This window comes from Nocardioides sp. Leaf307 (assembly GCF_001423135.1).
GTDB classification, from domain to species: domain Bacteria; phylum Actinomycetota; class Actinomycetes; order Propionibacteriales; family Nocardioidaceae; genus Nocardioides; species Nocardioides kribbensis.
The window spans coordinates 1,467,965-1,486,724 of record NZ_LMNY01000001.1 but is presented as its reverse complement, the minus strand read 5'-3'; the positions used below and the strand labels follow the sequence as shown (position 1 = coordinate 1,486,724).

The window sequence follows — 18,760 nt, the reverse complement described above, 5'->3', positions numbered from 1 at the left end:
GGCGGGAGGACCCCGCGGGCCGGTCCGCGTACTGCAGCCCGGCACCGGTCCCACGCGCGGTCGCTACGTGCGGGCCCGCGCCGAGGAGGTGCTGTGGGGCCGGCTGCCCAACCGGCTCAGCGAGCCCGTCGCGGTGGTCTCCTCCGGTGACGTGGTCACCCTCGACACGATCTCCCACGAGGGCCTGCTCGAGGACCAGGGCCAGGACCCCCGCGAGTACTTCGGCTCCTTCGGCCTGCCCGAGCGCCATGTGCTGCGCGACGCCGTCGAGGTGGCCGCCCGCACCCCGCACGACGGCCCCGGACCCCACGTCGTCACCGGGCCCGTCGCGGTGCGCGGCGCCGAGCCGGGCGACGTCCTGCGCGTCGACGTGCTCGACCTGCCCCTGCGGGTGCCCTACGGCGTGGTCTCCAACCGCCACGGCAAGGGCGCGCTGCCCGGTGAGTACCCCGAGCGGTTCGTGGGCGACCCGGCGCACGCGGCGTACGTCAACGAGGGCGGGAACATCAGCGTGTTCACCGAGGTCGTGAGGTCTCGCGGCGGGCTGCGCGGTCGCCTGCCCGGCGACGTGCCCGTGGGCTTCGACCTGCACCCGTTCCTGGGGATGATGGGCGTCGCCCGCGACACGACCGCCCTGGTCGACTCGGTGCCGCCGACCTACGCCGGCGGCAACATCGACATCAACGACCTCACCGTCGGCTCCACGCTCTACCTGCCCGTGCAGGTCGCCGGGGCGATGTTCTTCGCCGGCGACCCGCACATGGCCCAGGGGGACGGCGAGGTCGCCCTGACCGCGATGGAGGGCTCGCTGCGTCCCACCCTGCGCCTGAGCGTGGTCAAGCGCGGCAGCCGCGGCGCGCCCGCCCAGGCCTTCGAGCAGCCCTTCGCCGAGAACCCCGACTTCTGGATCCCCATCGGCCTCAGCGACCCCGACGGTCCCGAGGGCGGCGGCAACGCCACCAGCCTCGACCTGGCCATGAAGGACGCCGTGCGGCAGGCGCTGGCCTTCCTCGTCGAGGAGCGCGGCATGGCCGGTCCGGTGGCCTACGCCTACCTCTCGGCGGCCGCCGACTTCCAGTGCTCGCAGGTCGTGGACCGCACCACCGGCATCCACGCGCTCATCCGCAAGGCCGACTTCGCCTGACCGCGACCGACCGGCGGCGACACCCGCGGCTGGGCGGTCGCTCCTCCCGGGGCCTGACTAGGCTGGCCCGGTGAGCCAGGAACCGACCGTCCAGCCGAGCGTCGCGACCGTCGCCGAGGGCGTGGCCCGGATCAGCTGGGAGCCCGGGGAGAACGTCGACGTCGTGCGCCGCGAGGTCGCCGCCGCCCTGGTCGACCACCCGCGGGTGGAGGCCCTGGTGGACCCCGACGACGAGGGCGGCCAGCGTCTGGCCACCTGGTCGGGCATGCGCCGCGAGGGCGTGATGCGCGGGGTGACCGTCGACGGCGGGCCCGTCGACCGCGTCGTCTACGCCCGCCTGGCCACCGACACCCCGGTGCACGAGCCGGCGGGCTTCCGCGAGCTGCTCAACTCCTTCCTGCCGCGCAAGCGCGCCATCAGCCAGATGCTGGTGCGCGACGAGGAGGGGCGCGTGCTGCTGTGCCGCCTCACCTACAAGCAGGACTGGGACCTGCCCGGCGGGGTCGTCGAGGTCGGCGAGGCCCCCCGCGAGGCCGTCACCCGCGAGGTCGAGGAGGAGCTCGCGCTGCAGATCCCCGCCGGCGACCTGCTGCTGACCGACTGGCTTCCCCCGTGGAGCGGGTGGGACGACGCGCTCTGCTTGGTCTACGACGGCGGCGTCCACCCCGCCTCGATCACCGCCTCGATCGTCGAGCAGGCCCGCGAGATCCGCTCCGCGCAGTTCTGCACCCCCGCGGAGGTCCGCGAGCACTGCGCCGACTTCACCGCGCGCCGCGTCGAGGCCGCCCTGGCCCGCGTCGCCGACCCCACCGGTGCCCCGGCGTACACCGAGAGCGGCCGCTGAGCCGCAGGGTCCTCAGCCGCCCACCGGGCGGGCGGCTGCGGCGTCGAGGGCGTCACGGGCCAGGCAGGTGGAGGCGACCACCGCGGCCGGCATGACGACCACGGCCCCCAGGGGCACCAGGAAGCACAGCTGGGTGGCGGTGCCGAGGCCGAGCAGCGCGGCGCGGTGCTCGCGCAGCAGTGCCCGCCGCCCGTGCCGGTCGATGCCGCGGGCCTCCAGGGGCCGCGAGACCAGCTCGGCGGCCAGCAGCCGCCCGGAGACCACGACCCCGAGCACGGCGCCGACCACGGCGCCCACCACGGGCAGCAGGCCGATCAGCAGCACCAGCAGGCCGGTCACCAGGCCCAGCCCCACGAGCACGCCCGCATCGCGCGCGGAGCGCCAGAAGCCCAGCCCGTCTCCGGGAGCCTCGCCCCCGAGCATGGTCTCGGTCTCCCGCCAGATCCGCTCGTAGAAGGGGTCACCGACCGCCAGCGTGAGGCCGGTGAAGGTCAGCGAGGCGACCAGCAGGAAGCCCAGCACCACCAGCACCCCGAGCCCGACGCGCAGCGCGACCCGGGCGGCGTCGGCCCAGCCGTCGGCGAAGGGCGTGGCCCACCCCACGAGGTCGTCGACGGTGAGCAGCAGCCCCACCAGCGCGGCGACCACCACGACGAGCACGATCAGCGCCGGCACCATGCCGAGGGCCATCAGCCCGGGCCGGCGCCGCCACATGGCGAAGCCGCGGCCGAGGTAGGCCACGCCCTGCCCGAAGCCCAGCGGGGTCACCGGCTCCTCGCCCCTCAGAAGAGGGCGTTGGCGAGGCCCTGGCGCCCGCGCAGCACGCGCGGGTCGTCGTTGCCCACGGCCGCGAAGAGCCCGAGGAGGTGCTCGCGCGCGGCGGTGCGCTCGTCGCCCGTCGTACGCCGCACCAGCTCGACCAGCCGCGCGAAGGCCTCGTCGACCTGTCCCAGCACCAGGTCGAGGTCGGCGACGAGGGTCTGGGCGTCGACGTCGTCGGGGCGCGCGTCGGCGTCGGCGCGCACGGCGGCCTCGTCGACGCCCTGGGTGCGCTGGAGGACCGTGGCCATGGCCAGGCCGGCCGCGGCCTCGGCGTCGGCGGGGTTGGCCGAGACCAGCTTCTGGTACTCCGCGACCGCCCGGTCGACGTCGCCGGCGGCCAGCGCGTCCTGGGCGGGGGCGTAGCGGGGGTCGACGGCGGGCTCCTCCTCGCCCTCCGCGCCGGGCTCGGCCTGGGCACCGCGGGGCTGGTGGCGACCGGTCATGCCCTGGGCGGTGAGCTGCTGCACGACCTGGGTGAGCGCGGTGCGCAGCTCCTCGAGCGGCAGCACGTCCTGGAAGAGCGGCGCGGGGCGGCCGTCGAGCACGGCCACGACCAGCGGGATCGAGGGGATCTGCATGGCCTGGGCGATGCCGGGGGCGGCGTCGATGTCGACGAGGCCGGCGAGGAAGCGGCCCTCGAACTCCGCCGAGAGCGTCGCGAGGTCGTCGGCCAGCTGGCCGCTCTCGGGCATGCGGGTGCGGGAGTAGAAGACGAGCAGCACCGGCGCGGTCATCGACTGCTCGACGACGGCCTGGAAGCTCTCCTCGGTCACCTCCACGGCGTAGGACGAGCCGCCCGCGCCCCCCGCGGCCGGGCCCCCGGCACCGCCCGGGGCCCCGGGGGCGGCCGGCGCGGCGGGCGCCGCGGGCGCGGGCCGCTTGAGGGCCGAGAGGTCGATGGCACCGGGGCGGGAGAACGGCTGCTGCGTCATGGGGCCAATCCTAGGGAAGGCCGGTCTCAGTTGACGCGCGGGCCGCGCAGGCCGGAGCGCTGCACGACGCGCTGGATCGCGAGGTCGCGCTCGTCGGGGCGACCGACGTACCTCACGTCGCGCAGGCCCTGCTCCTGGGCCGCCGACTCGAAGACGAAGTGGCCGAAGCCGAGCAGCCGCCCGTGCAGCGGCTTGACCACGGTGATGTCGAGGATGCGGCTCAGCGGCATGGTGGCGAGGTTGCTCGAGAGCACCCCGTGGACGCGGAAGACGCGCATGTTGGTGATGACGAAGCGGTCGCGGTGCTCGCGCAGCACTCCCCACCCGGCCCGCAGCAGCAGCACGAAGGCCCCCACGAGCAGCACCCAGGCGGCACCCATCGGCACGAAGGCCGCCCCGACGAGCACCACGAGACCGAGCACCCCCTCGAGCACCGGGCGCACGTAGGCCGTCCAGTGGTGCAGCACCTCGTCGACGATGACCTCGCCCTCGTCGCGCAGGAGGTGCTTGTGGATCTGGGGGTCGCCCCAGCTGCGGAGCAGACCCACGGCTCAGCCCAGCTCGCCGACGAACCTGATGAGCGCGGAGAAGAAGTCGCCGGTCCACGCCGCGATCTGCCCCCCGGCGCCGCCGGCGGCGTCGGCCAGCCCGCGCGGGTCGGTGAACATCCAGAAGCCCAGGAACACCACGACCAGGGCGATGACCACCTTCTTCATCGTCGACCAACCTGTCTGTTCTCGAGCGGTGAGCGGCGGACGTCAGCGGCTCGGCGCCGCGCGTCCACAGGACGGCACATGCCTACCAGCAGCCACACCCGTCACGGGGCAGGCGCGCCGAGCAGCCGGTCGGCCGCGGCGTAGGGGTCGCTCTCCCCCGCGGCGACGGCCTCGGCGAGGGCGTCGAGCTCCGAGCGTCCGTCGACGTCGCCCCAGCTGCGGCGCAGCGCGGTGACGGCGATCGCGACGACCTCCTCGCGCGCCCGACGCGTACGTCGACGCCGCAGCTCGCCGGTCTCGTGCAGCCAGGCGTGGTGGCGGTCGAGCTCGGCGACGACCTCGTCGACGCCGTCGCCGCTGGACGCGACGGTGGCGACCACCGGGGGCCGCCAGGCGCCGGCGGGGCGGTCGGCCATCGACAGCATGCCCCGCAGGTCGCGGCGCACCTGGTCGGCGCCGTCGCGGTCGGCCTTGTTCACGACGTAGACGTCACCGATCTCGAGGATCCCGGCCTTGGCGGCCTGGATGCCGTCGCCCATGCCGGGGGCCAGCAGCACCAGCGTGGTGTCGGCGCGCGCCGCGACCTCGACCTCGCTCTGGCCGACGCCCACGGTCTCGACGAGCACCACGTCGCACCCGGCGGCGTCGAGCACCCGGATCGCCTGCGGAGTGCTCCAGGCCAGGCCGCCGAGGTGGCCGCGGGCGGCCATGGAGCGGATGTAGACGCCCGGGTCGGAGGCGTGGTCCGACATCCGGATCCGGTCTCCGAGCAGCGCACCGCCGGAGAACGGCGAGCTGGGGTCGACCGCGAGCACGCCGACCCGCTTGCCCGCGGCGCGCAGCCGCGTGACCAGCGCGTTGGTGGAGGTCGACTTGCCGACCCCGGGCGAGCCGGTCAGCCCCACGACCTGGGCGCGGCCGGTGTGCGGGGCCAGTGCCGCCATCACCTCGCGCAGCGCGGGCGACTCGTCCTCGACCATCGAGATCAGCCGGGCCACCGCCCGGGGCTGACCCTCGCGGGCGGCCGCGACCAGGTCGGGGACCGACGCCGCGCGGCGCCGGCCCCCGGGTCGCGGGGCGACGGGGCTCAGCTGCTCGGGACGCGCACGATCAGGGCGTCGCCCTGGCCGCCGCCGCCGCAGAGCGCGGCCGCGCCGGTGCCGCCGCCGCGCCGCTTGAGCTCGAGGGCGAGGTGCAGCACCACGCGTGCCCCCGACATGCCCACCGGGTGGCCGAGCGCGATCGCGCCGCCGTTGACGTTGACCTTCTCGTCGGGCAGGCCCAGGGCGCGCGCCGAGGAGATGCCGACCGCGGCGAAGGCCTCGTTGAACTCCACGAGGTCGAGGTCGGTGGGCTCGATGCCCTCCTTGCGACAGGCCAGGGCGGTGGCGTTGGCCGGCTGGAGCTGCAGGGTGGAGTCGGGGCCCGCGACCATGCCGTGAGCGCCGATCTCGCAGAGGTAGTCCAGCCCGAGCTCCTCGGCCTTGGCCTTGCTCATCACCACGACCGCGCAGGCGCCGTCGGAGATCTGCGAGGCCGAGCCCGCCGTGACGGTGCCCGTCTTGGAGAAGGCGGGACGCAGGCGCCCGAGGGACTCGGCGGTGGTCTCGCCGCGCACGCCCTCGTCGGCGGAGACGACCACGGGGTCGCCCTTGCGCTGCGGGATCGAGACGGGCACGACCTCCTCGTCGAAGACGCCGTTCTTCCAGGCCGCGGCGGCCTTCTGGTGCGACAGCGCGGAGAACTCGTCCTGCTCCTCGCGGGTCAGGTTCTCGTCGGCGGCGTTGCGCTCCTCGGTGAGCAGACCCATCGCCTGGGAGGTGAACTGGTCGAAGAGGGCGTCGTAGGCCATCGAGTCGACGAGCTTGACGTCGCCGAACTTGATGCCCTCGCGCGACTTGGGCAGGAAGTGGGGCGCGTTGGTCATCGACTCCATGCCGCCGGCCACCACCACGTCGGCCTCGCCGGCGCGGACCATCTGGTCGGCCATCGCGATGGCGTTGAGACCGGAGAGGCAGACCTTGTTGATGGTGATCGAGGGCAGGCTCATGGGCAGCCCCGCGGCCACACCGGCGGTGCGGGCGGGGTTCTGGCCCGCGCCGGCCTGGATGACCTGGCCCATGATGAGGTAGTCGACCTGGTCTCCGGAGACGCCGGCCTTCTCGAGGGCGCCCTTGATCGCGACCCCGCCGAGGTCGGCGGCGCTCAGGTCCTTCAGCCCTCCCAGGAGACGGCCGATCGGGGTGCGGGCTCCCGCGACGATGACGGTCGGCGAGCTCGACGGGGCGGCGTGGTCGGACATGGGTTCCTCCAGCGGGTCGGTGCTCGGACCGGCGGAGACGGGCCCGATGCGAGCAAGATACCGACGAGTCACATCGGGGGCGAGGGTGTCCGAGTCCCCACCTCGTGAGGCGCGCGTCACAAGCGGTCGCGGCGCGCGGCGCGGCGTACGACCATGACGCCATGAGCCAGACCCAGGACAGCGGCGCCAGCCCGCTCGGCATCCCCGACCACCTCTTCACCGCCATCGACCACGTCGGCATGGCCGTGCCCGACCTCGACGAGGCCATCGCGTTCTACCGCGACACCTTCGGCATGCGCCTGGCCCACGAGGAGACCAACGCCGAGCAGGGCGTGCGCGAGGCCATGATGGCCGTGGGCGACTCCGGGTCGTGCGTGCAGCTGCTCGCGCCGCTCGACGAGACCTCCACCATCGCCAAGTACCTCGACCGCTCCGGCCCGGGCTGCCAGCAGGTCGCCTACCGCGTCACCGACGTCGAGGCCGTCAGCGCGGTCCTGCGCGAGCGGGGCCTGCGGATGCTCTACGACGAGCCGCGCCGCGGCACCTCCGACTCCCGGATCAACTTCGTGCACCCCAAGGACGCCGGCGGCGTGCTCGTCGAGCTGGTGGAGCCGGCCGCGCGCCCGGCGCACTGACCGCACCGCGCTGCTCGGCGGGCGCCACCAACCGCCCGCCCACCTCGGCCCGCCACCCTGAGCGGGCCTGAGACCTCCAACACATCGGTCGCCTGACCGGTTACCGGACAGTAATGTTCGCCAGACGTCGACCCGCCCCCGGGTCCGACGCCGTCACCCGCACCTCCCCGACCCCGCACAGGAGCCGACGTGCAGAACATCCTCGACGCCGTCCTCGCCGGCGACACCGCCAGTGAAGACTTCGCCCACCTGCCCCTGCCCGAGTCCTACCGCGCCGTGACGGTGCACAAGGACGAGCAGGACATGTTCGAGGGCGTCGCGAGCCGCGACAAGGACCCGCGCAAGTCCCTGCACGTCGACGACGTGCCCTTCCCCGAGCTCGGCCCCGGCGAGGCGCTGGTGGCCGTGATGGCCTCGGCGATCAACTACAACACTGTGTGGACCTCGATCTTCGAGCCGGTCTCGACCTTCGGCTTCCTCGAGCGCTACGGCAAGATCTCGCCGCTGACCAAGCGCCACGACCTCCCCTACCACATCGTGGGCTCCGACCTGGCCGGCGTCGTGCTCGCCACCGGTCCCGGCGTGAACTCCTGGAAGCCCGGCGCCGAGGTGGTCGCGCACTGCCTGTCGGTGGAGCTGGAGAGCCCCGACGGCCACAACGACACGATGCTCGACCCCGAGCAGCGGATCTGGGGCTTCGAGACCAACTTCGGCGGCCTGGCCGAGGTCGCGCTGGTGAAGTCCAACCAGCTCATGCCCAAGCCGGCCCACCTGACCTGGGAGGAGGCCGCCTCCCCCGGCCTGGTCAACTCCACCGCCTACCGCCAGCTGGTCTCGCGCAACGGCGCGGGCATGAAGCAGGGCGACAACGTCCTCATCTGGGGCGCCTCGGGCGGCCTGGGCGGCTTCGCGACGCAGTACGCCCTCAACGGCGGCGCCACGCCGATCTGCGTGGTCTCCAACGAGGAGAAGGCCGACATCTGCCGCGCCATGGGCGCCGAGCACATCATCAACCGCTCCGAGGAGAACTGGAAGTTCTGGAAGGACGAGCACACCCAGGACCAGAAGGAGTGGCGTCGCCTCGGGGCGAAGATCCGTGAGCTCACCGGCGGCGAGGACGTCGACATCGTCTTCGAGCACCCCGGCCGCGAGACCTTCGGCGCCAGCGTCTACGCCGCGCGCAAGGGCGGCACGATCGTCACCTGCGCCTCCACCAGCGGCTACATGCACCAGTACGACAACCGCTACCTGTGGATGAACCTCAAGAGCATCGTCGGCTCGCACTTCGCCAACTACCGCGAGTCGTGGGAGGCCAACCGCCTCATCGCCAAGGGCATGATCCACCCGACGCTGTCGCGGACCTACGGCCTCGAGGAGGTCGGCCAGGCCGCTCTCGACGTGCACAAGAACGCCCACCAGGGCAAGGTCGGCGTGCTCGCGCTGGCCCCCGAGGAGGGCCTGGGCGTGCGCGACACCGAGATGCGGGCACGGCACATCGAGGCGATCAACCGCTTCCGCGGCGTCTGAGGAGGCCCGTCGACCCGGCCCACCCCGACACGCGCTGAGTAAACGCTGAGCCACGCCGCGTCGGGGTGGGTTCGGGGCCTCGCATGCGGGAGGATGGAGAGGCACCAGCCCCCACCACCCGGAAGAGGTTTCCACCCATGAGCGACCAGGGCCTGTCCATCTTCGACGACGACTCGGAGCGCCGTTCCCAGGACGCCGACAAGACCCAGGTGATCCCGGTGGCCACGGATGCTCCCGGGTCGGCCCCTGGTCGCGCGACCGGCCAGGCGCCGCGCCAGGCCCCCCCGGCCGGGCAGCGCCCGGGCGCCGCCCCGGCGGCCCCTCAGACGCAGCAGGCCCCGCCCGCACCGCCCGCCCGCCCGCAGGCGGCTCCGGCCCGCGCCGGCGCCAGCATCACCTTCCCCGTCGTGCGCCGTGGGGGCTACGACACCGCGGCCGTCGACACCAAGGTCAAGCAGCTGGCCGCGGAGAAGGCCGGACTCGCCGGCAGCCTCGGCGAGTCCGAGCGGCGCGTCGTCGAGCTCGAGGCCCGCCTGGCCAGCCTGGAGCAGCAGGTCAATGAGAACGAGACCCCCTCCTACGCCGGTCTCGGGGGCCGCGCCAGCGCCATGCTCCGCCTCGCCGAGGAGGAGGCCGACGAGATCCGCGGCACCGCGATGCGCGAGGCCGACGAGATCCGCGCCCAGGCGACCCGCGACGCCAAGCAGATCCGCACCGAGGGCCAGCGCGAGGCCGAGGACATGCGCATGGTGCAGCTCAAGGAGCTCGACGAGCACCGCGCCCGCACCCTCGCCGACGCCGAGCAGGAGCGCGAGCTGGCCCGCAGCGAGGCCGCCGACCTGATGGCCTCGGCCAAGCGGGAGTCCGACCAGCTGCGCCTGGCCGCCAAGCAGGAGACGACCGAGATGCGCACGGGCGCCCAGCGCGAGGTGGAGCAGGCTCGTGCCGCCGCCGACCGCGAGGTCACCGAGGCACGCCGCACCCTCGCGGTGGAGAAGGAGCGGCTCGCCCGCGAGGCCACCGACCACCACAGCAGCGCGATGGCCGAGACCCGCAAGCTGGTCGAGGAGGCCGAGCAGCGCGCCGCCGCGGCCGAGGCCCGGGCGCAGGAGGCCGCCACCCAGGCCGCCACCCAGCGCCAGCAGGCGAAGTCGGAGGCCGACGCCGTGGTCACCCGCGCGCGCCGCGAGGCGGAGCAGGTCGTGGCCTCGGCCCAGACCCAGGCCGACTCCATCACCTCCTCGGCCACCGCCGAGGTCGAGCGCGAGCTGGCCATGCTGCGCACCGAGGTCGCCCGGCTGGCCAAGCGCCGCGACGGCATCACCGCCCAGCTGGCGAGCCTGCGCGACGTCGTCGCCGGCTTCGGTCAGGACGACGAGGACGAGTGAACGACCAGCCCGACCCGCCGGCGCCCGGCGCGGACCCGACGACGGCCGGGCCGGTCGTCGACCCGGCCGCCGCGGCGCCGGCCCCCGAGGTGCTGCCGGTCACCGGCGTGCCGCAGAAGGGCAAGCGGCAGGGGCTCGTCGGCGGGCCCGAGCACCTCGGCACCCCCGGGGCGCCGCTGGACCGCACGGCGCCGTACCTGATCGGGTTCCTGGGCGGGTTGGGCTTCGTCACGGCCTACTGGCTCGGCACGACGCTGCTGGCCATCGGCTCCACGCTGCTGCTGGTGGTGGTCGCGCTGTTCATCGCCGCCGGCCTCAACCCGGCGGTGGAGTTCTTCGAGCACCGCGGGCTGCGCCGCTCGTGGGCGGTGCTGGTGGTGACCCTGGTCTTCCTCGGCGCCATCGCCCTCTTCGTGGTGGCGATCGTGCCGGTCATCACCGACCAGGTCGCCTCGCTGACCGCCAACGCCCCGGTGTGGTTCGACCAGCTGCTGCAGAACCCCAAGATCCAGAAGCTCGACGAGGAGTACCAGATCGTCGAGAAGGCCCAGGACTACGTCGCCGGCGGTGACTTCGTCACGGGCCTGTTCGGCGGTGTGCTCGGCTTCGGGATCGCCCTGCTGGGCGCCCTCTTCAACCTCTTCATCGTGCTGGTGCTGACGCTCTACTTCCTCTCCGCGCTGGAGACCACCAAGGGCGCGCTCTACAAGCTGGCCCCCGCCTCGCGTCGCGACCGGGTCACCCGCCTCGGGGACCGGATCGTGGCCAGCATCGGGGGCTACGTGTCGGGCGCCTTCCTCGTCGCCCTCTGCGCGGGCCTCACGTCGTTGGTCTTCCTCTTCGCCGTCGGCCTCGGCGAGTACGCCGTGGCGCTGGCCTTCGTCGTGGCCCTGCTCGACGTCATCCCCATGATCGGCGCGACCATCGGCGCCACGATCGTCACCGCCATCGCCTTCGCCACCGATGTGCGCACCGGCCTGATCTGCGTGGTCTTCTACGTCGTCTACCAGCAGCTCGAGAACTACGTGATCTACCCCCGGGTCATGGCCTCCTCCGTCGACGTCCCGGGTGCCGTCACCGTGATCGCCGCCCTGGTGGGCGCCGCCCTGCTCGGCGTGGTGGGCGCGCTCCTGGCCATCCCCACCGCGGCCGCGGTGCTGATGCTGACCCGCGAGGTCTTCGTACGACGCCAGGACGCCCGCTAGACCCACCTGTCCCCGGGCCGCACCCCGCTCAGCCGGCGCGGACCAGCGTGGTCCAGCCGTGGGGGTTGGTCCAGGCGTAGGTGCCGTCGGGATGCCGGTGGAAAGTCCACGGAGGACTCCCGTCGGAGCCGGTGGTCTTGAGCCGGTGGTGGTGTCGGCACAGCGGCGCGAGGTTCGACGGGTGGGTCTGGCCGGGCTTCCCGCCATGGTCGGGGTCTCGGTAGGGCTGGATGTGGTCGAGGTCGCAGCGTCGTGACGGCACGCTGCAGCCGGGGAACACGCAGCGTGGGTCGCGCAGGGTGACGTGTTCGCGCATCCACGGTGGTGGGTCGTGCCGGTCCACGGCGCCGGCGGTGGTGGGGTCGAGGTCGATGACGGGTCTCACGTAGACCTTGGTGCCGTGGAGCCAGCGGCGCAGGGTGGTGGTGGAGACGACCCCGAGACCTTCGACGACCGCGGTGCCCGGTGGTGGGCCGGTGCGGTCGATCTGGGACAGGTGGCTGGTCTCGTGGTGGCGATGGACCGCTGTGGGGCGCAGGTCGGGGCCGGTGGTGCGGTACGGGTCGCCCGCAGGGTGCTCGTCGGCGGGCTGCTCGTTCGCGGGCTGTTCGTCGGTGGCCGGGGCTTGGCTTCGAGACGCTCGCTGCGCTCGCTCCTCAGCCACCGGGGCCGTGGCCTGTCCGGCGGTGGTCTCGGGGTCGTTGCCCGCGGCGGGGCTTCGAGACGCTCGCTGCGCTCGCTCCTCAGCCACCGGGGCCGTGGCCTGTCCGGCGGTGGTCTCGGGGTCGTTGCCCGCGGCGGGGCTTCGAGACGCTCGCTGCGCCCGCTCCTCAGCCACCGGGGTCATGGTCTGTCCCGCGGGGACGGTCTCGTGTTCGGTGGGGGTGGGGAGGTCCCGGGGGTCGGGTGGGGGTTCCTCGGCCGGGGCCTCGGCGGGGGGCGGGGGCTCCTCCGGCGCTGGTTCTTCTCCGTTCATGCGGGTTGTGTCGAGGGCGGCGAGGGTCTCGGCGCGCTCGAGGTCCTCGGGGCGCAGGTGGACGTAGACCACCCGCTCCTTCGCAGTCGTGGGCTCCACCGAGTCCAGTGCCGTCAGTCCTTGGGCGCGGTCGGTGATGACCCCGATCGCACGGGCCTTGCGGACCTCCAACGACTCGACCACGGCTCCGGTCGAGGTCTGGTGGCGGCCGAGCTCGGCGGCGGTGGCGCAGATCAGGTCGTGGAACCGGGTGAGGTCCTGGGTGTCACCGAGCACCTCAAGCCACGAGGTGCCCGACGCGGAGCCGCGGTCGACGTCGTGGGTCACCCGCACGTTCCACCCACCGCGTGCCTTCTCCTCCAGCGCGGCCTGGGCGTGGGGGTCGTGCCTGGCGGCGGCCTCGGCGACGAACAGCTCGATGCGCCGCGCGCCCAGGCTCTGTGCGCGGGAGCCGAGGGCGGCGACCTTGCGGTCGACGTACGCAGCCCCGGTGTCGTTCAACACCTGGGTCTGGGAGGCGATCCGCCGCGCGCGCCAGCCGGGGAGGGTGAGGTCCTCCACCATCGCCCAGATGCGCGGGAGACGGTGGACCAGCTCCATGACCTCGGCGAGGTTGCAGCCGGCGTTGACCGGGGAGATGTCCAGGGCCAGGGCGAGGGGTTCGGCGGCGAACTCGTCGAGGCCGTGGCGGATCATCCCGGGCACCGACCAGGCGTAGGCCTGGTCGGGGTTCAGTGCTCCCCAGCGGGCCATGACGCGCAGGGTGCGACGCTCGGCGGCGCGTACGGAGCGGGCGGTGTCGTCGGCGTACTCCAGGACGTCGTCGGCGTCGAGGGACTCGATGTCGACCACGGTGCCGGTGGTGTCGAGGTCGAGGAGCATGCACCCAGTCTATTCGAACACGTATTCGATGACTAGGTCTGCCGGTGGATCTGTGGAGAGGGTTGCGCTGTCGCGTGAGGGTGGTTTCGAGACGGTCGCTGGCGCTCCCTCCTCGACCACCGCGGTCCTGGCGGCCGGCCCTCGACCACCGCGGGCGAGCGGCGGGTCAGACCCTCCCGGCGGGCAGGACGGCGTCAGGCCGCTCGAACCACACGGTCGCACCTCCTCCGGGAGTGCCCCAGAGACCGGTCGCGTCGCCGTGCGCTTCCACGACGCGCCGGTCGGTGGCCAGACCCACCCCGGTGCCGGCCACCGCGGTGTGCACGCGCTCGAGCGGCTTGAAGACGCGGTCGCGGTCGGCCTCGGCGACGCCCAGGCAGTGGTCGACCACCACGAGCCGCACCGAGCCGGGGGTCACCTCAGGCCGGCGTCGGCTCGACCCGGACGACGCCCCGCTCGCCGAGCTTCACCGCCACCACGCCGGCCAGGATGAGCAGGCCGCCGGCCAGCTGCACCGGGCGCGGCAGCTCGTCGAGGAGCAGCCACGCGAAGCCGACGCCGGCGAGCACCTCGAGGAGGGCGACGAAGGAGGCCAGCCGCGAGCCCAGGCGACGCCCGGCCGCGATGCCCGTGGTGTAGGCCAGGGCCGCCGTCACCAGGCCGAGCAGCACCAGCGGCACCCACCAGTCGACGGTGGTGGCGCCGTAGGTGACCGGACGCGTGGACCCGGCCATGGGCAGCACGCCGACCAGGCCGAGCAGGCCCAGGACCGCCGCCCCGACGACCAGGCCGCCGGCGGCCAGCGTCAGCGGAGGCAGCCCGTTGCCTTCGTCGGCGGAGATCACGAAGTACGACGCGGCCCCCACCATCGCCCCCAGCGACCACAGCACGCCCACCACGCTGAGGTCGGCGCCGGAGAGCAGGTCGAGCACCAGCACGAGACCGGCGGCGGCCAGCGCCGCGCCCAGCAGGGTGACGGGTCCGGGTCGCTGGCCGTGGCGCAGCCAGAGCCACACCACCACGGCCGCGGGCGCGGTGTACTCGATGAGCAGCGCCGGCCCGACCTGCATGTGCTGCACCGCGGAGAAGTAGCAGAACTGCGCACCGGCCACGGCGAGCACGCCGTAGGTCACCACGAGGGCGGCGTTGCGGCGCAGCAGCGACCACCGCCCGCGCAGCGAGGCCAGCCCGAAGGGCAGCACGACGAGGGCGGCCAGCCCCACCCTGACCAGCACGCTCGAGCCCGGCGTCCACCCGGCGTCGAGCAACCCACGGGCCAGGGCGCCCGACGCACCGAAGGCGGTCGCCGAGACGACGGCGAGCACGAGCCCCGACACCAGGCGGGAGCCATCGGCGGGACCGCCGGCCGACCGGGTGGCGTCATGAGTCATCGTCGTCATGATCCATGACGCTACGGGCCGTCGGGTAACCTGTCAACGTGGTTTTCGCCCATGACACCGAGATGTCGCTCCAGTCCGCCGTGGTGCTCGCCAACTCCGCCGAGCCCCCCGACACGCTGGAGAGCGTCGCCGACCTCGACCGGTTCCTCGCCGACTTCGAGTACTCCGGGCGCCACGACCGCACGCGCGCCGAGCTCGACGCCGTGCGCGCGCTGCGGCCGGTGCTGCGCGAGCTGCTGACCGCCGAGCGCGACCACGCCGTCGAGCTGGTCAACGCGATGCTGAGCGAGGCCCGGGCGCTGCCCCAGCTGGTGCGCCACGAGCCCTACGACTGGCACGTGCACGCCGTGCTGCCCGACGCGCCGCTCGTCACCCGGATCACCGTCGAGACCGCGATGGCCATGATCGACGTGATCCGCACCGACGAGATGTCACGGCTGGGCGTCTGCGCCGACGAGGACTGCGACGGTGTCGTGCTCGACCTCTCCCGCAACCGCTCGCGCCGCTTCTGCTCGACCACCTGCGGCAACCGCAACGCCGTCGCGGCCTACCGCGCCCGCCAGAGCGACGGCTGAGCCACCGGCTGGGCGACCGGCTGGGCGACCGGCTGGGCAGGGGGACTCGGCGGGAGGCCGGTCAGCACCACCGCGGGTCGTAGGCCGGCCGCAGCGGGCGGTCGCGGCGCACCACCGGCAGCGCGTCCCCGAAGCCGGCGCAGGTCGCCTCGAAGTCCCGGTCGCGGTACTCCACGACCACGACCTGGTCGCCGAAGACCTCGGTGTAGGCGTCGCACTCGTCGTAGCGTCCGCACTCCTCGGCCACCGCGAGGTCGAAGCCGATGCGGGTGCCGTCGTAGCCGGCGAGGTTCTTCTGGGCCACGGCCAGGCCGGACTCGTGGCCGCGCTCGACGAACAGCGACGCGAGCGCGAGGTTCTGTGCCCGCCTCAGCAGACCGTCGCTGCGCAGGAAGGAGTCGAGGTTGTCGAGCTCGACGGCCTCGAAGCCGTCGCGGGCGCAGCCGTCGATCCAGCGCCCCACGATGCGGGCCACGCGCTCGCGCTTGGAGGCGGTGCGCAGGTCGAGCAGCCACTCCCCCCAGGCCGAGTCCACGACCGGTCGGCCCCGGTCGTCCTTGAGCACCAGCGACCAGCGCTCGCGCCAGAAGCGCCGCGCGTCGGGCTGGGTCTGGAAGCCGTTGACGTAGCAGACGTCGTAGACCCCTGCCGGCTCCTCGGTGCGGTCGCGCACGACGATCCCCACGTGGTCGGGCACCTCGTCGACCCCGCCGAGCTGGTAGTCGACGTCGGTCGCCGCCGGGAGCGCCGGAGGCGCCGACGGCTCCTCGACGGCGCGCTCCCCCGCCGTCGGTGCGCCGGTGCTCGCACCCGAGGCGCCGCCCGGGGCGGCAGCGAGCAGAGGCCCGACGGTGAGACCGAGGAGCAGCACGAGGAGCAGCACGAGGAGCGGGGACGTCGTGCGCGGGCTCCGGGCGGTGGGTCGGTGCGACATGGGCGGCAACCTAGCAGCGGGCGGCGCTGCCTCCCGCCGTCCGTCGGCGTGCCTCAGGTCCCCGCCCCGACGGCCGATGGGGAGGACGAGGCGGGCGCGAGGCCCGCCCGTCCGAGGGGGGACGGACCCGAACGATGCGCATTCTGGTGGTGGACGACGATCCGGACCTGTCGACGCTGATGGAGATCTTCCTCGGCCGCGCCGGGCACGACGTGGAGCTGGCGCCCGACGGTCGCTGCGGCCTGCGGCGGCTGCTCGCGGGCGGCTTCGACGCGGTGGTGCTGGACTGGATGATGCCGACCCTCGACGGCCTGGGGCTGACACGGGCGGTGCGCAGCGACCCGGCGCTGCGGGGCCTGCCGCTGCTCATGGTCACCGCGCGCCGCGACCACGCCGCGGCCTACGCCGCCGGCGTCGACGAGGTGCTCGACAAGCCCTTCAGCGGGGCCGGCCTGGTGTCGGCGGTCGAGACGCTGGGGCGGCGTACGCCGGCCCGGGCGGGCTCGGCCTCGTGAGGAGCCCGGTCGTCGGCCCCGAGGTCCTGGCCCCGGCGGCGACCTCCGGCGGCGACGCCGCGGCCGACCACGCCGCCCGCGCCGCCCACACCGCGGTGCGCGCCCTCGCCCGGGCCGAGGAGCGGTGGCGGATGACGATGGACAGCTCCCCGCTCGGCATGGCCCTGCTCTCGGTGGAGGGCCGCTTCCTGCGCGTCAACCGCGCCCTGTGCGCCCTGCTCGGTCGCGACGCGGAGTCGCTGCGCGCGCTGGCCTCGAGCGACGTGGTCCACCCCGACGACGCAGCGGTGGCGGCCGTCGAGTCGGCGCGCTGCCTCACCGGCGAGCAGGAGTCCTCCCGACTGCTGCAGCGCTGGCGACACGCCGCGGGTCACCACGTCTGGGTGGAGGTCACCGCCGCGGTCGTGCGCGAGGACGACGGCACCCCCATCCACGTCGTCGCCCACGTCGAGGACGTGAGCGCCCAGATGCAGGACCGGGCCCGCCTCGAGCACCTGCTCGGCGAGCTGGCCACCCGCACCACCGAGCTCGAGCGCTCCAACCAGGACCTGGAGCAGGTGGCCGCGGTGGCCTCGCACGACCTGCGCGGGCCGCTGACCGTGCTCACCGGCTGGCTGGAGATCCTCGACCACGAGTACGCCGGATCCCTCGGCCCCCGCGGGCGGGAGCTGCTGCGACGCGCCGACCAGGCGTCGGGACGCATGATGGACCTGCTCGACGCCCTGCTGCGCCACGCCCGCGTCGGCGGCCACGTGGTCGAGCGGCAGCACGTGGCGCTCGACGACGTGCTCGACCAGGTCGTCGTCGACCTGGGCGACACGGCCGCGCGCGGCCTCGTGCGGCGCGACCTTGCGGCCCCGACGGTGCGGGCCGATCCCGCGCTGCTGCGCCAGCTGCTGCAGAACCTGCTCGGCAACGCGGTGAAGTTCCGCTCCCCCGACCGCGCACCGCGGGTGGTCGTGACCTCGGCGGTGACCCCGCAGGGCCACGAGCTGGCGGTGGTCGACAACGGCCGGGGCATCGCGGCCTCCCAGCGGGCGCGCGTGCTCGACATGTTCGGCCGCGACGACAGCGATCCCGACCACGGTCACGGCATCGGGCTGGCCACCTGCGCGCGGATCGCGTCGCTGCACGGCGGACGTCTCCTCGTCGAGGACACCCCGGGCGGGGGCACCACCGTGCGGATGACCCTGCCGTCCTGACCGGGCTAGAAGTCGAAGCCGTCGAACATGTCGCCGAGGCCCTCGCCGACGCCGCCGACGGCCTCGCCCAGGCCCTCGCCGATCTCACCGATGGCGTCGAAGCCTCCGAAGGCACCGAACATCAGCCCCATGAACATGAAGTCCATGGTGGTGAACGACCCGAAGTAGCCGCGGGCGTAGGGCTGGTAGGCCGGGCCGCCCTGCCAGTAGGGCACCCGCTGCGAGCCGACCATCACCTTGCGGATGTCGGGGTCGGCACCGGCGCGCACCCGCTCGGCGTCGAGGGCGCAGGCCGGCACGTCGCGCTGGGCTCCCCCGGTCGGCGTCCAGGGCACGTCGGTCACCGAGAGCCCGTGGCGGGGGTCGAAGAAGCAGGGCGGGCGGCGCGTGGGCAGCGCCTCACCGGCCACGCGGGCCTGGACGCAGGCGATCGCGTAGCGACCGTCCTCGAGGATCTCGGTGACGTGGCGCACGTCGTCGGGCCGCTCCATCGCGTCGGCGGCGGCCTTGGCCGACTCGTAGGCGTCGAGCGCGCGCTGGTAGTCGGCGTTGGCGCCGGCGTCGAGCGGCTGGCCGGCCAGCTCGAGGTCGAGCTCCTGGAGCTCGACCCCGAGCGCGGTCACGTCCTCGGCCGCCAGCTTGCGCACCGGCGCCAGCTCGGCCTCCTTGGCCGCGAGCACCTTGCGCTGGTGGCCCCGGCCGGCCAGCGCGGCGACGGCGATGGCACCGAGGACCAGGGCGAGGACGAGGAGGTACTCCAT

At 74.0% G+C, this 18,760-nt stretch carries 20 protein-coding genes; 9 read left to right on the top strand and 11 right to left on the bottom strand.

Features of this window, described 5'->3' with window-relative positions:
* The first annotated feature begins 67 nt into the window (after positions 1-67).
* Positions 68-1,144: an acetamidase/formamidase family protein gene (locus ASF50_RS06805; protein ID WP_235557574.1), complete on the top strand. Its 1,077-nt coding sequence runs from the start codon at positions 68-70 to the stop codon at positions 1,142-1,144.
* Positions 1,145-1,214: 70 nt separating this feature from the next.
* Positions 1,215-1,988, top strand: coding sequence for an NUDIX hydrolase (locus ASF50_RS06800; RefSeq protein ID WP_056864159.1), 774 nt, complete (start codon positions 1,215-1,217; stop codon positions 1,986-1,988).
* A 12-nt stretch (positions 1,989-2,000) separates the two neighbouring features.
* On the opposite strand, the gene ASF50_RS06795 is transcribed toward ASF50_RS06800, so the two are convergent.
* The 6 genes from ASF50_RS06795 to ASF50_RS06775 all read right to left on the bottom strand — a co-directional run bounded on the left by ASF50_RS06795 (position 2,001) and on the right by ASF50_RS06775 (position 6,760).
* Entirely contained in the window at positions 2,001-2,756 is a 756-nt protein-coding gene (locus ASF50_RS06795; protein ID WP_200920041.1) for an EI24 domain-containing protein, read from the bottom strand.
* A gap of 14 nt (positions 2,757-2,770) precedes the next feature.
* Positions 2,771-3,742: a co-chaperone YbbN gene (locus tag ASF50_RS06790; RefSeq protein ID WP_056903857.1), complete on the bottom strand. Its 972-nt coding sequence runs from the start codon at positions 3,740-3,742 to the stop codon at positions 2,771-2,773.
* Between the two features lie 26 nt (positions 3,743-3,768).
* Entirely contained in the window at positions 3,769-4,290 is a 522-nt protein-coding gene (locus ASF50_RS06785) for a PH domain-containing protein (RefSeq protein WP_056864156.1), read from the bottom strand.
* 3 nt (positions 4,291-4,293) lie between these two features.
* Positions 4,294-4,458, bottom strand: coding sequence for a hypothetical protein (locus tag ASF50_RS18875; protein ID WP_156697866.1), 165 nt, complete (start codon positions 4,456-4,458; stop codon positions 4,294-4,296).
* A gap of 101 nt (positions 4,459-4,559) precedes the next feature.
* Positions 4,560-5,549 carry a methylmalonyl Co-A mutase-associated GTPase MeaB gene (meaB, locus tag ASF50_RS06780; RefSeq protein WP_056904266.1) on the bottom strand — a complete coding sequence of 330 codons (990 nt, stop codon included), beginning with the start codon at positions 5,547-5,549 and terminating at the stop codon, positions 4,560-4,562.
* Complete coding sequence (locus ASF50_RS06775) at positions 5,546-6,760, bottom strand: acetyl-CoA C-acetyltransferase (RefSeq protein WP_056864155.1); 1,215 nt, start codon at positions 6,758-6,760, stop codon at positions 5,546-5,548. The genes meaB and ASF50_RS06775 overlap by 4 nt, the downstream gene beginning before the upstream one ends.
* 161 nt (positions 6,761-6,921) lie before the next feature.
* On the opposite strand from ASF50_RS06775, the gene mce reads away from it, so the two are divergent.
* The 4 genes from mce (at position 6,922) to ASF50_RS06755 (ending at position 11,515) form a co-directional block, all read left to right on the top strand.
* The gene (gene mce, locus ASF50_RS06770; protein WP_056903856.1) at positions 6,922-7,395 is read left to right on the top strand and encodes a methylmalonyl-CoA epimerase; all 474 of its coding nucleotides are present in this window, start codon (positions 6,922-6,924) and stop codon (positions 7,393-7,395) included.
* A 189-nt stretch (positions 7,396-7,584) separates the two neighbouring features.
* Entirely contained in the window at positions 7,585-8,922 is a 1,338-nt protein-coding gene (ccrA, locus tag ASF50_RS06765; protein ID WP_056903855.1) for a crotonyl-CoA carboxylase/reductase, read from the top strand.
* Between the two features lie 137 nt (positions 8,923-9,059).
* The gene (locus tag ASF50_RS06760; protein ID WP_056903854.1) at positions 9,060-10,310 is read left to right on the top strand and encodes a hypothetical protein; all 1,251 of its coding nucleotides are present in this window, start codon (positions 9,060-9,062) and stop codon (positions 10,308-10,310) included.
* Positions 10,307-11,515 (top strand): AI-2E family transporter, encoded by a 1,209-nt coding sequence (locus tag ASF50_RS06755; RefSeq protein WP_235557573.1) that lies wholly within the window; start codon positions 10,307-10,309, stop codon positions 11,513-11,515. The genes ASF50_RS06760 and ASF50_RS06755 overlap by 4 nt, the downstream gene beginning before the upstream one ends.
* Positions 11,516-11,543: 28 nt before the next feature.
* Here the strand turns inward: ASF50_RS06755 and ASF50_RS06750 are convergent, their stop codons facing one another.
* The 3 genes from ASF50_RS06750 to ASF50_RS06740 form a co-directional block, all read right to left on the bottom strand.
* Complete coding sequence (locus ASF50_RS06750) at positions 11,544-13,373, bottom strand: HNH endonuclease signature motif containing protein (protein WP_056903853.1); 1,830 nt, start codon at positions 13,371-13,373, stop codon at positions 11,544-11,546.
* A 166-nt stretch (positions 13,374-13,539) separates the two neighbouring features.
* The gene (locus tag ASF50_RS06745; protein ID WP_056903852.1) at positions 13,540-13,791 is read right to left on the bottom strand and encodes an ATP-binding protein; all 252 of its coding nucleotides are present in this window, start codon (positions 13,789-13,791) and stop codon (positions 13,540-13,542) included.
* A 1-nt stretch (position 13,792) separates the two neighbouring features.
* Positions 13,793-14,773: an EamA family transporter gene (locus tag ASF50_RS06740; protein ID WP_056864148.1), complete on the bottom strand. Its 981-nt coding sequence runs from the start codon at positions 14,771-14,773 to the stop codon at positions 13,793-13,795.
* Between the two features lie 38 nt (positions 14,774-14,811).
* Here ASF50_RS06740 and ASF50_RS06735 point away from each other — a divergent pair, with 38 nt between their 5' ends.
* On the top strand, positions 14,812-15,348 hold the full coding sequence (locus ASF50_RS06735; RefSeq protein ID WP_056864147.1) for a CGNR zinc finger domain-containing protein: 537 nt from the start codon (positions 14,812-14,814) through the stop codon (positions 15,346-15,348).
* 61 nt (positions 15,349-15,409) lie between these two features.
* Here the strand turns inward: ASF50_RS06735 and ASF50_RS06730 are convergent, their stop codons facing one another.
* The gene (locus tag ASF50_RS06730) at positions 15,410-16,282 is read right to left on the bottom strand and encodes an endo alpha-1,4 polygalactosaminidase (protein WP_082500233.1); all 873 of its coding nucleotides are present in this window, start codon (positions 16,280-16,282) and stop codon (positions 15,410-15,412) included.
* 149 nt (positions 16,283-16,431) lie between these two features.
* Between ASF50_RS06730 and ASF50_RS06725 the strand changes: the two genes are divergently transcribed.
* On the top strand, positions 16,432-16,797 hold the full coding sequence (locus ASF50_RS06725; RefSeq protein WP_162242273.1) for a response regulator transcription factor: 366 nt from the start codon (positions 16,432-16,434) through the stop codon (positions 16,795-16,797).
* Positions 16,794-17,999: a sensor histidine kinase gene (locus ASF50_RS06720; RefSeq protein ID WP_056903851.1), complete on the top strand. Its 1,206-nt coding sequence runs from the start codon at positions 16,794-16,796 to the stop codon at positions 17,997-17,999. Before ASF50_RS06725 ends, ASF50_RS06720 begins: the two co-directional genes overlap by 4 nt.
* Before the next feature lie 5 nt (positions 18,000-18,004).
* Here ASF50_RS06720 and ASF50_RS06715 read toward each other — a convergent pair whose 3' ends face one another.
* Complete coding sequence (locus ASF50_RS06715) at positions 18,005-18,760, bottom strand: hypothetical protein (RefSeq protein WP_056864144.1); 756 nt, start codon at positions 18,758-18,760, stop codon at positions 18,005-18,007.

Coding starts and splice junctions, on each gene's coding strand:
- ASF50_RS06750 (WP_056903853.1), bottom strand. CDS start 13,373: ATGCTCCTCGACCTCGACACCACCGGCACCGTGGTCGACATCGAGTCC.
- ASF50_RS06760 (WP_056903854.1), top strand. CDS start 9,060: ATGAGCGACCAGGGCCTGTCCATCTTCGACGACGACTCGGAGCGCCGT.
- ASF50_RS06790 (WP_056903857.1), bottom strand. CDS start 3,742: ATGACGCAGCAGCCGTTCTCCCGCCCCGGTGCCATCGACCTCTCGGCC.
- ASF50_RS06775 (WP_056864155.1), bottom strand. CDS start 6,760: ATGTCCGACCACGCCGCCCCGTCGAGCTCGCCGACCGTCATCGTCGCG.
- ASF50_RS18875 (WP_156697866.1), bottom strand. CDS start 4,458: ATGAAGAAGGTGGTCATCGCCCTGGTCGTGGTGTTCCTGGGCTTCTGG.
- ASF50_RS06740 (WP_056864148.1), bottom strand. CDS start 14,773: ATGACGACGATGACTCATGACGCCACCCGGTCGGCCGGCGGTCCCGCC.
- ASF50_RS06715 (WP_056864144.1), bottom strand. CDS start 18,760: ATGGAGTACCTCCTCGTCCTCGCCCTGGTCCTCGGTGCCATCGCCGTC.
- mce (WP_056903856.1), top strand. CDS start 6,922: ATGAGCCAGACCCAGGACAGCGGCGCCAGCCCGCTCGGCATCCCCGAC.
- ASF50_RS06730 (WP_082500233.1), bottom strand. CDS start 16,282: ATGTCGCACCGACCCACCGCCCGGAGCCCGCGCACGACGTCCCCGCTC.